The 13,305-nt window shown below is 53.4% G+C and carries 11 protein-coding genes; 3 read left to right on the top strand and 8 right to left on the bottom strand.

Going from position 1 to position 13,305, the window contains the following annotated elements:
- Nucleotides 1–211: 211 nt before the first annotated feature.
- The gene (locus tag ACUHMQ_RS10790; RefSeq protein WP_445295472.1) at nucleotides 212–1,468 is read left to right on the top strand and encodes a WD40/YVTN/BNR-like repeat-containing protein; all 1,257 of its coding nucleotides are present in this window, start codon (nucleotides 212–214) and stop codon (nucleotides 1,466–1,468) included.
- A 96-nt stretch (nucleotides 1,469–1,564) separates the two neighbouring features.
- Here the strand turns inward: ACUHMQ_RS10790 and ACUHMQ_RS10785 are convergent, their stop codons facing one another.
- Together ACUHMQ_RS10785 and ACUHMQ_RS10780 are read right to left on the bottom strand one after the other, a co-directional pair.
- Entirely contained in the window at nucleotides 1,565–3,205 is a 1,641-nt protein-coding gene (locus ACUHMQ_RS10785; protein ID WP_445295494.1) for an electron transfer flavoprotein-ubiquinone oxidoreductase, read from the bottom strand.
- A gap of 110 nt (nucleotides 3,206–3,315) precedes the next feature.
- Nucleotides 3,316–4,251, bottom strand: coding sequence for a LysR family transcriptional regulator (locus ACUHMQ_RS10780; protein ID WP_445295471.1), 936 nt, complete (start codon nucleotides 4,249–4,251; stop codon nucleotides 3,316–3,318).
- Nucleotides 4,252–4,352: 101 nt separating this feature from the next.
- On the opposite strand from ACUHMQ_RS10780, the gene ACUHMQ_RS10775 reads away from it, so the two are divergent.
- The gene (locus tag ACUHMQ_RS10775; RefSeq protein WP_445295470.1) at nucleotides 4,353–4,928 is read left to right on the top strand and encodes a GNAT family N-acetyltransferase; all 576 of its coding nucleotides are present in this window, start codon (nucleotides 4,353–4,355) and stop codon (nucleotides 4,926–4,928) included.
- Nucleotides 4,929–5,365: 437 nt separating this feature from the next.
- Here ACUHMQ_RS10775 and ACUHMQ_RS10770 read toward each other — a convergent pair whose 3' ends face one another.
- From ACUHMQ_RS10770 to ACUHMQ_RS10745, 6 genes are all read right to left on the bottom strand, one after another.
- Entirely contained in the window at nucleotides 5,366–6,583 is a 1,218-nt protein-coding gene (locus ACUHMQ_RS10770) for an EAL and HDOD domain-containing protein (protein ID WP_445295469.1), read from the bottom strand.
- A gap of 86 nt (nucleotides 6,584–6,669) precedes the next feature.
- The gene (locus ACUHMQ_RS10765; protein WP_445295468.1) at nucleotides 6,670–8,595 is read right to left on the bottom strand and encodes a chemotaxis protein CheA; all 1,926 of its coding nucleotides are present in this window, start codon (nucleotides 8,593–8,595) and stop codon (nucleotides 6,670–6,672) included.
- A gap of 31 nt (nucleotides 8,596–8,626) precedes the next feature.
- Nucleotides 8,627–9,424, bottom strand: coding sequence for a protein phosphatase CheZ (gene cheZ / locus ACUHMQ_RS10760; protein WP_445295467.1), 798 nt, complete (start codon nucleotides 9,422–9,424; stop codon nucleotides 8,627–8,629).
- A gap of 15 nt (nucleotides 9,425–9,439) precedes the next feature.
- A complete protein-coding gene (cheY, locus tag ACUHMQ_RS10755; RefSeq protein WP_445295466.1) occupies nucleotides 9,440–9,829 on the bottom strand; it encodes a chemotaxis response regulator CheY in 390 nt (129 codons plus the stop codon).
- A gap of 60 nt (nucleotides 9,830–9,889) precedes the next feature.
- Complete coding sequence (locus ACUHMQ_RS10750; RefSeq protein ID WP_445295465.1) at nucleotides 9,890–10,825, bottom strand: chemotaxis protein; 936 nt, start codon at nucleotides 10,823–10,825, stop codon at nucleotides 9,890–9,892.
- A 30-nt stretch (nucleotides 10,826–10,855) separates the two neighbouring features.
- Nucleotides 10,856–11,809, bottom strand: coding sequence for a chemotaxis protein (locus tag ACUHMQ_RS10745; RefSeq protein ID WP_445295464.1), 954 nt, complete (start codon nucleotides 11,807–11,809; stop codon nucleotides 10,856–10,858).
- Between the two features lie 259 nt (nucleotides 11,810–12,068).
- Between ACUHMQ_RS10745 and ACUHMQ_RS10740 the strand changes: the two genes are divergently transcribed.
- Nucleotides 12,069–13,250, top strand: a complete 1,182-nt coding sequence (locus tag ACUHMQ_RS10740; protein WP_445295463.1) for a sensor histidine kinase — start codon at nucleotides 12,069–12,071, stop codon at nucleotides 13,248–13,250.
- Nucleotides 13,251–13,305: the final 55 nt, after the last annotated feature.

The raw sequence follows: 13,305 nt of genomic DNA, 5'->3' as shown, positions 1-13,305 counted from the left end.
GATCACGTGCAGTTGATTTCGGTTTCTGTGCTGATGGCGCCATGATGATAGTTGCGCGTTACAGGTCCATGAACAAGTTCTGATATTTCAGGTCTATTTGCTTGCAATGGGCTCAAAGTCAGCTTCTGTTCAGCAAGCATGAATATGATGCAATGGGTCTGAACACCTTTCCTACTGTGCTGTTCAGTTAATTCAAGGACGATGGAAATCTATGTTGGCCAATACTTTTTCTAAAGCGTGGTTAAAGCCACTCCTAATACTCCCTATTCTTGCCTTGGCAGCATGTGGCGATAAGGACCCCAAGGCGACGCCGACGAATCTAGTGGTTACCCCAGGTGATGGTCGCGCTACGGTGACGTGGAACAATAATTCCAACTCGACTTACCGAGTGTTTAAAGCCCGTGCTGGTCAAATTACCCCTGCCAACTACACAACATTTCCTGAGCCGGACCAATTTATAGATGTGCGCCCTCCTTTTGTTGTTACAGGGCTGACCAATGGGCAAATTTACTCATTCACTATTAATGCAGCGAGTTCAGGAGGTGTGCCAGGTGATGCGGCACCTTCGCAGGCAGTCCAGCCGCGCCCGGCGGGAGATAGTTGGTCTATAGGTAAGGTTACAGGTACGGCGGATTTGAATGCTTTGATTAATTTCAATGGCACGATGATTTCCGCTGGAAATGGTGGCGGGCTTTATTCGTCCGTGAAAGGCGACAACTGGAACACATTAAATTCGGGTATCAATGTGAATCTTCGAGGCTTACTGAACGATGGTGCCCGTTTGGTTGCTGTTGGCGATAATGGTGTGGCACGTATCAGCAATAATCCGACTTCTGCAGCACCAACTTGGAAAGCTACGGATACGAAAGCCATTGTTCGGCTCAATAGCGTTGCTTATAGTGGTTCGACTTACGTAGCTGTCGGTATTGGAGGTACGCTCCTTTCCGGTGTTCTTGTTAACGACCCTTTAGAACCTGGAACGCAGACGATAAATTGGACAGCGCTTAATGCCAATGTTGGGACCAGTTCTCTCAACAAAGTTGCTTTTCTCAATGGCCAGTTTGTTGTTTTGGGTAATGGCGGCATTATTTTGACCAGTACCGATGCGATTAATTGGACTGCCCGAAATAGCACGACTACTTCTTCCCTTAATGATATTGCTCAGACTACCGTTAACGGTGCAGTTGTTTATGTTGTCGTGGGTAATGGTGGTACTGTGCTGCAGTCGCCAGACCTTGCTAGTTGGACTCGGGATGGATCCAACACGTTGGCTAACCTGAATACGATAGTTTCTGGTAGCCGGTTGGTCATTGGTGGTGCTGGCGGTATCATTTTGTATGGTAACGGTAATGGCGCTTGGACTCTAACTAATACCGCAAACAGTTCTGCTGATGTGTTGGCTCTGGCAAACTCAAATGGTGGGTATGTTGGTGTTGGGGCAAATGGCAGAAGTGTCTATTCCTATTAAGATGTTTGAGTAGTACTTGATCCATAATAAAAGGCCCCAGAAATGGGGCCTTTTGTGTTTACGCCAAATGGGCTTTGTTCATTGCTCAAGAAAAGCTCACATATTTGGGTAATTAGGCCCGCCACCCCCTTCAGGCACCACCCAGTTGATGTTCTGGCTTGGATCTTTGATATCACATGTTTTGCAGTGCACACAGTTCTGCGCGTTGATCTGCAGGTGTGGTTGGCTTTCTTCCAAACCGACGAACTCATATACACCAGCAGGGCAGAAGCGTTGTTCCGGGCCGGCATACACCGCCCAGTTTAATTTCACGGGGATGCTGGCGTTGCGCAACGTAAGATGGCTTGGCTGGTCTTCTTCGTGGTTGGTGTTGGAAATGAATACCGAGCTGAGCTTGTCGAAGCTCAGTTTACCGTCAGGCTTGGGGTAGATAATCGGGTTGCATTCATCTGCAGGTCTCAGGCATTCATGATCGGCTTTGCTGTGCTGAAATGTCCAAGGCAAGCGTATGCCAATCGAATGGCACCACATGTCAAAGCCGCCATATACGGTGCCAGCCCAAAGGCCGAATTTCGATAAGGCTGGTTTGATGTTGCGCACTTTGTCCAAGTCTTCCCAAACCCACGACTGGCGCAGTGCAGTTGAGTAACTGGTCAGTTCATCATGGCCGGCGCGACCCATAGAGATGGCTTCAAAAGCCGCTTCGGCGGCTAACATGCCGCTCTTCATGGCATTGTGGCTACCTTTAATGCGAGGCACATTCACAAAGCCTGCCGAGCAACCGATCAGGGCACCGCCCGGGAATACCAGCTTAGGGATCGACTGCTGGCCACCTTCATTAATAGCGCGTGCGCCATAGGCAATACGTTTACCGTTCTCGAAAGTGTCGCGAATGGCAGGATGGGTTTTGAAGCGTTGAAATTCGTCGTAGGGACTCAGGTAGGGGTTTTCGTAATTCAGATGTACCACAAAACCGACGACAACCTGATTGTCGTCCAAGTGGTAGAGGAAAGAGCCACCGCCTGTGTTGGCATCAAGTGGCCAGCCTTGCGAATGCATGACGAGCCCTGGTTGATGTCGCTTTGGGTCGACCTTCCACAGCTCCTTGATACCGATACCGAACTTCTGCGGATCTACACCTTTTCTGAGACTGAATTTGGCCTGGATTTCCTTTGCCAACGATCCACGTACCCCCTCAGCAATCAACGTATATTTGGCGTGTAGTTCCATACCGCGCGCGTATTCAGGCTTGTGGCTGCCATCTTTGGCGACACCCATATCGCCGGTTGCGACGCCTTTGACAGAGCCATCATCGTGGTACAGCACTTCCGCAGCGGCAAACCCAGGATAGATTTCCACGCCTAACGCTTCGGCTTGCGTCGCCAGCCAGCGGCAGACATTCCCCAGGCTGACAATGTAATTGCCATGGTTGTTCATCAACGGTGGAAGCAGGAAATTGGGGATGCGATAACTCTCGTCCGCTTCCAATATCAAGAATTTGTCTTCGGTGACCGGGACATTCAATGGCGCACCGCGTTCTTTCCAATCCGGGAACAGCTCATTCATGGCGATAGGGTCGATCACGGCGCCGGATAGGATATGGGCGCCCACTTCAGATCCCTTCTCCAGTACACATACGCTGACCTCGCTGCCTTTCTCGGCAGCCATTTGCTTGAGGCGAATCGCGGCGGAGAGGCCTGCTGGGCCGGCACCGACGATCACCACGTCGTATTCCATGAATTCGCGTTCCACGGGGTTGTTCCTCGCTGTTGTTGTGTGGCGCTGGATGCGCCTCGGGAAGAAAAATCGTCTAATGATGCGGGACTGGTTGGGGTATCGTCAAAAAATCAAGCGCTTGCTATTCGTGTGCTAGCCACTACCAATTGGTTCAACGCTTGGCGCCAGTCTTGTCCCATGGTGCGTGCTGCAGCCAATATCTGGTCTCGGCTGGCATCGGGTCGCTTACCGGATCGGTATGCCATCATTACCTGCCAGCGCCAATCAGGTAGATCGACAACAGGCAATTGGACCAACCGTCCTTCCTTTAGCTCATCCAAAACGGCAATAGCAGGTGCAAAGATGATGAAGCCATGACGCAGGGCCAGCGCTTTGGCTGTAGTGGCAGGCTGGTTCGTATGAAGCGGCAAGGGCGCGCGCCGATGCTGCCGCAAAAGGCGTATCAGTTCCTCCACGTCGGGGCCCCACCATTGTGGTGAGATGCGTTCCTCGGCTAAAGTAGCCAAGCTTGTGTTCTTAACCTTGGACAAGGGGTGTGTAGCTGCTACCAGTGCAAGGATTGGTGAGTCGGCCAGTACTTCCAGTTGAATGCCATTGATGGTGGGACGGTTTAAAACAAAGGCAACTTTGAGCCGACCACTGAGCACTCTTTCCATGAGCTCTGGCGAGTGGTCGGTATGACAAAACAACTCGAGTTGCGCATCGGCCAAGGCTGCAATGAGCGGGCTGAACACCAGTGAGGCAAGCGATGGTGGGCAGCCGACGCGTGCTTCAGGCAAAGCTGGCGCACCCTGGATATGACGTCGACCATTGTCCAGCTCAACCAGTGCACGTTTAACCGAGTCCAGATAGGCAAGGCATGCTGGCGTCGCGACGGCACCCCGCCGATGGCGCTGAAACAACGATGTGCCAAGTGCGGATTCCAATTGGGCGATACGCTGGCTTACCTGGGGTTGCGACCAGCCACGTGCAGCAGCAGCTTGGCTGAAGCTGCCACGCTCGGCTACCTCACATAACAGCTCCAAGTCGCTGATGAGTAGAGACATAAATAATACTTATAAAAAGTATAAGTCATTATCGTATTCCTGAATGTCTTGTGTGCCTAGACAATGCACGGGCCTGATCAATTACCCACTGCAAAAGCACCATGGCGCAATTAGCCCTCCTCGCTGAATGTGAAACTGAACGCTTCTACCTGCGTAAGCCGAAAGAGTCGGATTTGGCCGCTGTCTTTGAGATTTATGGCAACCCTGCAACTCACCGCTATAACCCTGCGGGGCCTCTGACAACGCATGAGGCTGCAGGACATATGCTGTGGCGCTGGCAATTGCACTGGGCGCAGCATGGTTTTGGTATGTGGGTGGTAAGCAGACGGGATGATCCGGAAACTGTATTGGGTTTTGGAGGGCTGTCCTGGCGCACTTATGGGGATGAAGAACGGCTTAATCTGGGTTTTCGCTTGCGGCCGGATGCCTGGGGACAAGGCATTGCCCTAGAACTGGGGCGTGCGGCGTTGGACTTGGCGTTTCAACAGCTGGATGAGGCTGCTGTGTATGGACTCGTCAGGCCAGAAAATGAGCCCTCACGCAAGGTGTTGGCCAAACTGGGTTTGCATGAGGTAGACAGCTTGCAAGACTTTCCTTGGTTGCCGGCAAGTCTTGTCTATTGCCTTGAATGTGAAGTAGAGCGGTTGCCTGTTGGTATGGCGAGATGTGTGAGGTAGCCTGAATTCCGTAGACATACCTGATTGGTAACATTGAGCCAACAGGAGGCTGCGAACTTCTTGGTACGAAGCATCGTAGCAGTACGGCGTACTCCTTGCGGGGGTTTTCGACCGGTACATAAGCCCTGACAGCTGCGCAGTAGGATCATGAACAAGTACGAAGAACCTGTCCCGTAGGTCATCCTTTCGTAGCTAGGAATAAATTAGACCAGCACACTGTGGGACTAAACACCTAGTACATTCTGGCTTCTACGCTGCGCTTCACACTGCTGACGATTGCTCGCGACAGAGCTTGAACAGGTTTGAAAACCTGTCAAAGTCCGCTGTGTGTCAGCGATAAGGTGTTGGAAACTCCCCTGGAATGCTGCAAAACCAAAACGCCACGGCTGTAAACCTGGCGTTTCTGTCTATTTAGGGTGAAGTTGTTTGTTGTCTGATCAGACGCCCAGCTCTTCCACCCAGGCCAAGGCGGAGACATGGGCTTTGTTGAGCATTTCAGGGGTGATCTGCAGTTGCTCGCACAGGGCAGGTACGTCAGCCATATCCGGGTCTTCGCAAGCCTCTGCAAGCTCTAGGAAGGGGCCATACATACCAAAGCGGGATAGCAAGGCTTCCGATACCGAGTCGGGCAGCAGCAGGGTTTCTAGGATCTTATCCATTGGCATGTCGAGCATAACGTCGAGCAGCGAGAACACACCGACGATAAACAGATTGTCCCTGTCGGTCCCGTCAAGCAGGTGGCTGCCAAGCAGCTCAACCAGCCGGCCACGGGTTACGGCTGTCTTCATCAGTGCAGGTGGGGTACCTGCGTCGGAACTTGCGGTGACCAGCAGCAGCGTCAACCACCGATAGAGTTTCTGATAGCCAAGAATGGTGACTGCGTGACGGAAGGAGTGGATTTCACACGAAAGACCGAAGCCTGCTGAATTGATATACCGAAGCAGCTTGAACGAGAGCGCCACGTCGCGTTTGAGTGCGTTTTCGATCTCGGTGATTTCTGCATTGTTCCGCAGCATGTTCAACAGGCCGAGGATGTTTGCATAAGCGGGGTTGATGACCTTGGCCGACAACGTTTCCGGGTGGGCGAAATAATAGCCCTGGAAGCAGTCAAGCCCGACATCGAGGCAGTATTTGAATTCGTCCTTGGTTTCCACTTTCTCGGCCACCTGCAAGACCGGGAACTTGCGCAGCTCTGTGGATAGGGCTTTGGTATTTTCCAGTCCGAGATCCTGGATATCCAGCTTCACGTAGTTGGCGAATTCCAGGAAAGGGGCTGTCTGCGGGGTATAGGTGAAGTCATCCAACGCGATGCCAAACCCTTGGGAACGCAACTCCTTGGCGCGAGCCATCAGCTCCGGGGTCGCGTTGACGGATTCCACGATCTCAAGCACCACACGTTGAGGATGTAAGAGCTCCAGGAAGTTGCTTTCCAGCATGGAGGTAGCAACGTTGACGAACGCCAGCTTGCTGCCCACCAACCAGTCAGCGCCCATATTCGACAGGGTATTGACCAGGATATTCGTACCAGCCTGCATATCGCTGGAGAATTCGGCGGTGACTGACGATTGGTCGAGTCGGAACAGCAACTCGTAGCCAATGATCTGCTGTTGGCGGTTCAATATAGGTTGCCGGCCGATAAAGGCAGTGTTCTGCATGTAGCCTCGCGAAGCACCCAGACGAGTGAGGGGTAAAACGGCGGACTTCGTTATGTTGACCGCCAACCGGTTTTTTAATTTATGACTTAGCCCTTATTGGACAACATCTCAAGAAAGTGTGTCGTCTTGATCGCAGAATCATCGGAATGCTGAGAATCTTCGATCATGCTTTCCATATCGAGAACAAGTACTACAGAGCCATCGCCGGACAAAGTGGCGCCAGCGATACCGCGTGGCCGGATGTTCTGCAGGGGCTTGATTACCACATCATCCCGACCGATGAAGCTGTCGATCGCAAGAATGAAGGAGTGCTCGGCTGCCTGCATCAACACGCCAAACTGGGGTGTTTGAGTTTCGTCCCAACCGATAAGGCGAGCCAAGGAGCGAACAGATAGGATCTCGTCGCGCACCACGATGGTGGCACGCCCGGATACTTCCTGGATTTGCTCCGAGCGGATCGGGATGATTTCCCGCACCATGGCAAGTGGTACGGCAAAAGGTTGGTTGCAGACACGCACGACCAGCACCGGCAAGATGGCCAGTGTCAGCGGCAAGGAAATTGAGAAGCGCGACCCTTCGCCGACGTTGGATTGGATATCGATGCGGCCGTTGAGCTTCTGGATATTGGTTTTCACCACATCCATGCCCACACCACGGCCGGACACACTGGAAATCTGATCTTTGGTTGAGAAACCGGGCAGGAAAACCAGCTGCAATGCCTGCTTGTCGTCCATGCTGTTGGCGGTTTCCGTGTCGATAAGGCCTTTTTCGACCGCCTTGCGACGCAGCATATCTGGTCGCATGCCCTTACCATCGTCGACAATCTCGATAAGGATATGGTCCCCGACCTGGGTGGCGGTCAGCTGCACAATACTCTTGCTGGGCTTGCCGACGGCAATGCGCTCTTCAATCGTTTCCACGCCATGGTCAACCGCATTGCGCACCAAGTGGACAAGTGGATCGTTCAGGTCTTCCAGCATAGTCTTGTCGAGCTCGGTTTCTTCACCGCTGATGACGAGCTCCACGTCTTTGCCGAGCTGGCGTGCAAGGTCGCGTGCCAAACGAGGATATTTTTGGAACAAGCGGCCTATCGGCTGCATGCGGGTCTTCATCACCGCGTTTTGCAGATCGCCTACCAGCAGGTCCAGCTGGCCAATCGCTTCATCTAGCGCTTTGAGCGTGGCACTGTCGGTCTTGCCACCCAGAATGTCGCTGCGTAGGGTAGTCAATCGGTTCTTGGTCAAGCCGATTTCGCCAGAAAGGTTGAGTACCTGGTCGAGACGGTTGGTATCGATCCGTATCGTGGTTTCCTGGGTAGCCAACTGCTGACTGGGTGCTGGTGCCTTGGCGGGAGGGGGTGCTGCTGCCGCGCGAAGGCCGGGCTCGGCTTTGCCTGTTGTTTTGGCGGGTACAGGGGCAGGCGGCTTTGCTGCGACCACTGCAGGAGCCGGCGCTGGCGCAGGTGCCGGTGTAGCCGCTGCGGCAGCGGGCGCTTGACCTGTCACTGCCTGATGCAAAGCAGCCCAATTAGGTTCGTTGGGGTTGCCACCACCACTGGCCGGAGCAGGAGCCGGGGCTGCTGCAGGTGTCGGTGCTGGCACTGCGGCCTCGGCGACAGCTTTGCCTTCGAGCGCTGCATCCAACTGTGCGAGCAAGCTGGGGTCGGCTTGTGCAGGTTGACGGCCCTGGGCCATGGACCCGAACATGTCGCGGACGACACCGGTGGCAGCCAGGATGACATCCATCAGCTCTGGTGTGAGTTTCAGCTCACTATTGCGCAATTTGTCGAACAGATTTTCCGTGCGATGGCAGAGATTGATCAGTGCATCGACATTCAGGAAGCCTGCGCCACCCTTAATGGTGTGGAAACCGCGGAAAATATCATTCAGCAGATGCTTGTCTTCGGGTCGCTTTTCCAGCTCGACCAGCTTGTTATCCACATCAGAAAGAAGCTCCGAGGATTCGGTCAAAAAATCCTGGAGTAGGTCTTCCATGCCGGCAAAGTCGCTCATAGCGTCGTCCTTTTGGCCTTACTGACCGGATTCAGAAACCAAGGCTGGCAAGCAGGTCATCTACCTGTTCTTGATTGGTCACAACGTCTGCACGGCCTTCTGCATTGTAGACAGGACCATTTTCCAGGCTGCCCTCGGCATCTTGTTGGGCGGTTATCGGCTTAATCACACCGGTTGGCGAGAACTGCACTAGGAACTCTAGCAGACCACTTTCCATCTCTTTGGCCATCTCGACAACCTTTTTGATCACCTGACCGGTCAGATCCTGGAAATCTTGCGCCATCATGATTTCAAGCAACTGCTCGTTGGTTGCGCGAGCTTGGTCGCTGCTCTGTTTCAGATGCTCACGGGTTCTGGTGGCAAGCTGTTTGAATTCGTCGACAGAAAGCTGGTTGGCGAACAATTTATCCCATTGCTCGGCAAGCGATTGCGACTCGGATTCGATCTGGTTTTGCATGGGCTGAGCCAAGTCCACCGCGTTCAGTGTCCGGTTGGCGGCCTGCTCGGTCAGGGTCGCAATGTAGGAGAGGCGGTCACGCGCATCAGGAATGGCTGCTGCTGCTTTTTCCAGCGACTTGTCGTAGCCCATGTCATGGAGCGCATCGTGAACCTTGCGTGTCAGTTGCCCAATGCTGGCAAACATGGAACGCGCAGGGTCCGACTGGAGATCTATCGGGGTGGCGGCCGGTGCGGCCTCTGCTGCGGCTGGGCTGGGCGCGGCTTCTGGTTCAGGCGCGCTGCTCGAAGGGCCACTATTGGAACTGACGATGCTGTCGAACAGATCCTGTAGTTCGTCGGAGTCACCGCTGTTGATAGCTTTATCGCTCACGTTGCACTCCTGTTTCTACTTATTAATCGACTGGAAGATTTTGGCGAGCTTCTCGTCCAGCGTTGCTGCCGTGAAGGGCTTTACGATGTAGCCACTGGCGCCGGCCTGGGCGGCTTCGATAATGTTTTCCTTCTTGGCTTCGGCAGTAATCATCAGGAAAGGCAGGTGCTTGAGCGTCGCGTCGCCACGCACAGCCTTGAGCAACTCGATCCCAGTCATATTGGGCATATTCCAGTCCGACACGACGAAATCAAAGCTGGTGGATTTGAGCTTATGGAGTGCAACTTGCCCATCTTCTGCCTCCTCCACATTGCTGTAACCGAGCTCCTTGAGCAGGTTACGCACGATGCGGCGCATCGTGGAGAAGTCATCAACCACCAGGAACCTTATATTTTTATCCGACATGTCTTGCTCCATGAATCCCGTTAGGCAACCGGGTTCGCGGTTAACCGCGGTTCGTCTAAGTCAGCTTTGCAGGTAGGGGGTAATCGTTTCCGCCAATACGAAAGGATCGAACTTAGCAACATAGGCATCCACGCCGACGCTGCTGCCCATGGCTCGGTTGGCATTCGATGAGAGCGAGGAGTGCATTACGACCGGAATACCCTGAAAGCGCGGATCGGACTTGATGTGTTTGGTGAGCACATAGCCGTCCATTTCGGGCATTTCCGCGTCGACCAGGATCAGTTTCAATGACTGGCTGAGCGGTTCGCCATCATGTTGGTGACGGTTGGCGATGTTCTGAAGTTTGTCCCAGGCTTCGGCGCCATTATTGGCTTGATGATATTTGACGCTGATCTTGTCGAGGACGCTGATGATTTCTTTGCGGGCGACCATTGAGTCGTCGACAAAGAACATGAATTTTTCCTGGTCGATCGAAACAGAGGGAATATCGGGCACAAAGGTTTCGCCGATGACGGTAGCGAGGATCTGTTCCACGTCAAGAATGGAAATCAGCTTGCCGTCATCAAGCTCGGTGATAGCGGTGATCAGGGCTTGATTGCCGGCCAGCATGGTCTCTGGCGCACGCACCTTGTTCCAGTCCACCCGAATGATGCGATCAACGGAATGCACCAGAAAACCTTGGGTATGCTTGGAAAATTCCGTGACGATCATCGTCTCTTCGGCTTGCGGGTTGACCTCGCTTGTGCTCATGAATTTGGCGAGCGAAATCACTGGAATGATATTGCCTCGTAGCGAAATCACACCTTCCACACCCACGGGCATATTGGGTGTTTTGGTGATCTTTGGGGTTTGCGAGACCTCCCGCACCTTGAATACATTGATACCGAAGGTTTCTCGCGTGCCTAGCGAAAACAGGAGAATTTCCATCTTGTTCGAGCCCGCAAGCTTGGTGCGAGCATCGACGCTATCGAGCAGAGTGGAGTTTGCTGAGGACATTGAGATTCCCTTGTCGCTTTGGCTTGCCGATTACATTGCACCACGAAGCATGCTCAGAATGGCTTCTGTGAGCTTATGTGCTTCAAACTTTGCGACGTAAGCATCCACGCCTACCGATTGACCGAGTTTCTGATTCGACATACCGGACAACGAAGAATGCATCAGTATGGGAATACCAGCGAAACGCGGGTCGCCTTTGACTGTCTTGGTCAGCATGTAGCCATCCATTTCCGGCATCTCGACGTCCGTCAGGATCATGTTGACGTAGTCCTTGATCGGTTTGCCCGCTGCCTCTGCGGTTAACGCGATACGCTGCAGTTCATCCCAGGCACGCTTGCCGTTGATACATTCGACGTAATTGAGTTCGAGCGCTTCCAGTGTGCGCTGGATTTGTTTGCGGGCGACTGCCGAGTCGTCGGCGTAGAAGACGGTTTTTCCCACCACATCGCGTTGTGGGTGGATGCCGCGGAATTCGGCGGAATCGTCAACCTTGTTGGTTTCCGCCAGCACTTTTTCCACGTCCAGCATCATTACGAGCTTGCCGGATTCCAGCTCGGTTACCGCAGTCACCAATCCACGCATGTTGTTGTTCAAGATTTCCGGCGGAACACGCATCTGGGACCAGTCAAGCCGCAGGATGGTATCCACAGCTTCAACCAGAAAGCCCTGGGTGTGCACGTTGTACTCGGACACGATCATGATTTCCGGCTTACTGCTAGTTTGCACGCCAACGTACTTTGCCAAGTCGATCACCGGAATCAGGTTTCCTCGCAGACTGACCATGCCCTCAACGGCGTCCGGCATTTCCGGCGCCTGGGTAATCTCCGGCGTACGCATGACTTCGCGTACCTTGAAGACGTTGATGCCGAAATTCTCCCGTCGGTTGGAACGCTCATCGAGGCCTAGCGTAAACAAAAGTATTTCGAGCTTGTTGGTACCGGCAAGCTTGGTGCGCGCATCGATTTTTTTGAGCAAGTCGGACACAGTTTCGACTCCGCGAGGGTGTTGTGGTGTCTATTATCTGGTTAGTGCCACTTTTTAAGCGCTACCCAGAAATTTCAATTGTTTCGAATGCTCTGCCCGGCGCTGAAGTAGCAGACAGTAAGGCTCCAAAGCTGTTTACGTATGCCGTGCTTCCGTTATGGGCTCCGCTCTACTGGAATGCAAGCCAGACCCTACGTTGCAGCACTTTGACTCCGAACTTTTATAATCCAAAAGATACGCATCAACAAGGAAGTCCAGATTGGCTGCGCCCTCGAGTGAAATAGTCAGGTCGGAAGATAAGATTGACCGTGCTGAACTTGAACAGGCATTTTCCTTGTTCACCGAGGCATCACGGCAATTAGTTGAGTCTTATCAGGAGCTTGAACAGAAAGTCAGTTCATTGACCGACGAATTGGCGGTGGCCAACGGTGCGCTTCGGCAACAGTTCGAGGAAAAGGCGGCGCTATCCGGACGACTGGAGGCTTTGCTTGCAGCCTTGCCGGGTGGGGTGGTCGAGCTTGATGACGCGGAGCAGGTCATTACGATGAACCCTGCCGCTGTCGAAATCCTGGGTTTGCAATTGATCGGAAAGAATTGGCGCGAGGCAATACAGGAGGGGCTAGTCCCTACCTCGGTTGATAGCGACTGGTTGTTTACGGCAGACAGTGGCCAGGAGAAGCGCTTGAGCATCGTAACCAGCCAACTGGCCAGTGGAGAGCGTATTCTATTGATTCATGATTTGAGTGAAAGCTGGCGCTTGCGTCGCCAGCTTGAACAGCACAAACGTCTGGCGGCCATGGGGGAGATGGCGGCGGGCCTTGCTCATCAGTTGCGTACGCCGCTTGCTACGGCATTGCTCTATACCGCCAATCTGGCCAAACCCCAGTTAGGCGAAACAGAGCGGGTAAAATTCGGCCAGAAGTCGTTGGCCCGGTTGCGGCATTTGGAGACGCTGATCCAGAATATGTTGCAATTTGTACGCGGCCAGCAGGCATTGCTTGAGCCTGTGGAATTGCGGGCGGTGATGGAGGAAGCGCTCCAGATCGTGCAGCCTCAGGATACTAGCAACACACGTACCTGGCAGCTTGTCTTGCCCGAGGTTGAGGTCTGGATTGAGGCCAACCGCAAGGAATTGACGGGTGCTTTGGTCAATGTGTTGGAAAATGCGCTGCAAGCTACTGGCGCGGGTGATCAGATCGCACTGTCACTGGCTAGAGAGGGCAGCAGTTGGCAGATTGTGATTTGTGATAGTGGTTGCGGTATGCCGGAGAGTGTTCGAGAACGTCTTTTCGAACCTTTCTTTACGACGCGCAAAGAAGGTACTGGCTTAGGGCTTGCTATTGTTCGTAATCTGATCACCGCTTATGGTGGTGACATTGATGTCAATTCCGCGCCCGGCGAAGGGGCTCGTTTCACGATTCTGTTGCCAGCCAAGGAATAGCTCCCTATCTTGGTAAGACTATTCTTTACCGATAACCTCCGTTACGGAAGCTTGA

The sequence above is a fragment of the Chitinimonas violaceus genome, assembly GCF_052601015.1.
Note: the sequence above shows the minus strand (reverse complement) of the source record. Positions and strands in the feature narration are given on the sequence as shown.

Coding starts and splice junctions, on each gene's coding strand:
- ACUHMQ_RS10790 (WP_445295472.1), top strand. CDS start 212: ATGTTGGCCAATACTTTTTCTAAAGCGTGGTTAAAGCCACTCCTAATA.
- ACUHMQ_RS10785 (WP_445295494.1), bottom strand. CDS start 3,205: ATGGAATACGACGTGGTGATCGTCGGTGCCGGCCCAGCAGGCCTCTCC.
- ACUHMQ_RS10780 (WP_445295471.1), bottom strand. CDS start 4,251: ATGTCTCTACTCATCAGCGACTTGGAGCTGTTATGTGAGGTAGCCGAG.
- ACUHMQ_RS10775 (WP_445295470.1), top strand. CDS start 4,353: ATGGCGCAATTAGCCCTCCTCGCTGAATGTGAAACTGAACGCTTCTAC.
- ACUHMQ_RS10770 (WP_445295469.1), bottom strand. CDS start 6,583: ATGCAGAACACTGCCTTTATCGGCCGGCAACCTATATTGAACCGCCAA.
- ACUHMQ_RS10765 (WP_445295468.1), bottom strand. CDS start 8,595: ATGAGCGACTTTGCCGGCATGGAAGACCTACTCCAGGATTTTTTGACC.
- cheY (WP_445295466.1), bottom strand. CDS start 9,829: ATGTCGGATAAAAATATAAGGTTCCTGGTGGTTGATGACTTCTCCACG.
- ACUHMQ_RS10750 (WP_445295465.1), bottom strand. CDS start 10,825: ATGTCCTCAGCAAACTCCACTCTGCTCGATAGCGTCGATGCTCGCACC.